Source organism: Planktothrix sp. PCC 11201, assembly GCF_900009135.1.
GTDB lineage: Bacteria > Cyanobacteriota > Cyanobacteriia > Cyanobacteriales > Microcoleaceae > Planktothrix.
On record NZ_LT797731.1, the window covers coordinates 1 to 239 of the forward strand.

Below are 239 nucleotides of genomic sequence, written 5' to 3' on the forward strand. Positions count from 1 at the left end.
GAAATTGACTTAAAGTATTTAGATGAATCGGGTTTTTGTCTGTGGAGTGAACCGGGTTACACCTATTATTTTAGAGGGGAACAAAAACGTTTAGAACAAACACATCGTCGGGGTCGAAGATTAAGTATTATTGGGTTTTTGCAACAGCAAATCAGTTTTGTTTACGGCTTGGTGATTGGAGGTGTGAATCGCAAGTGTTATATCCAAATGATGGAACAAGAAGCAACAGAGGCTGAAAA

Annotated in this window: 1 protein-coding gene; it reads left to right on the top strand. The window is 38.5% G+C overall.

Annotated features, from left to right (window positions below; all coding sequences use genetic code 11):
* The coding region (locus PL11201_RS25430; RefSeq protein WP_200816878.1) for a transposase at positions 1-239 on the top strand (239 nt) is incomplete at both ends.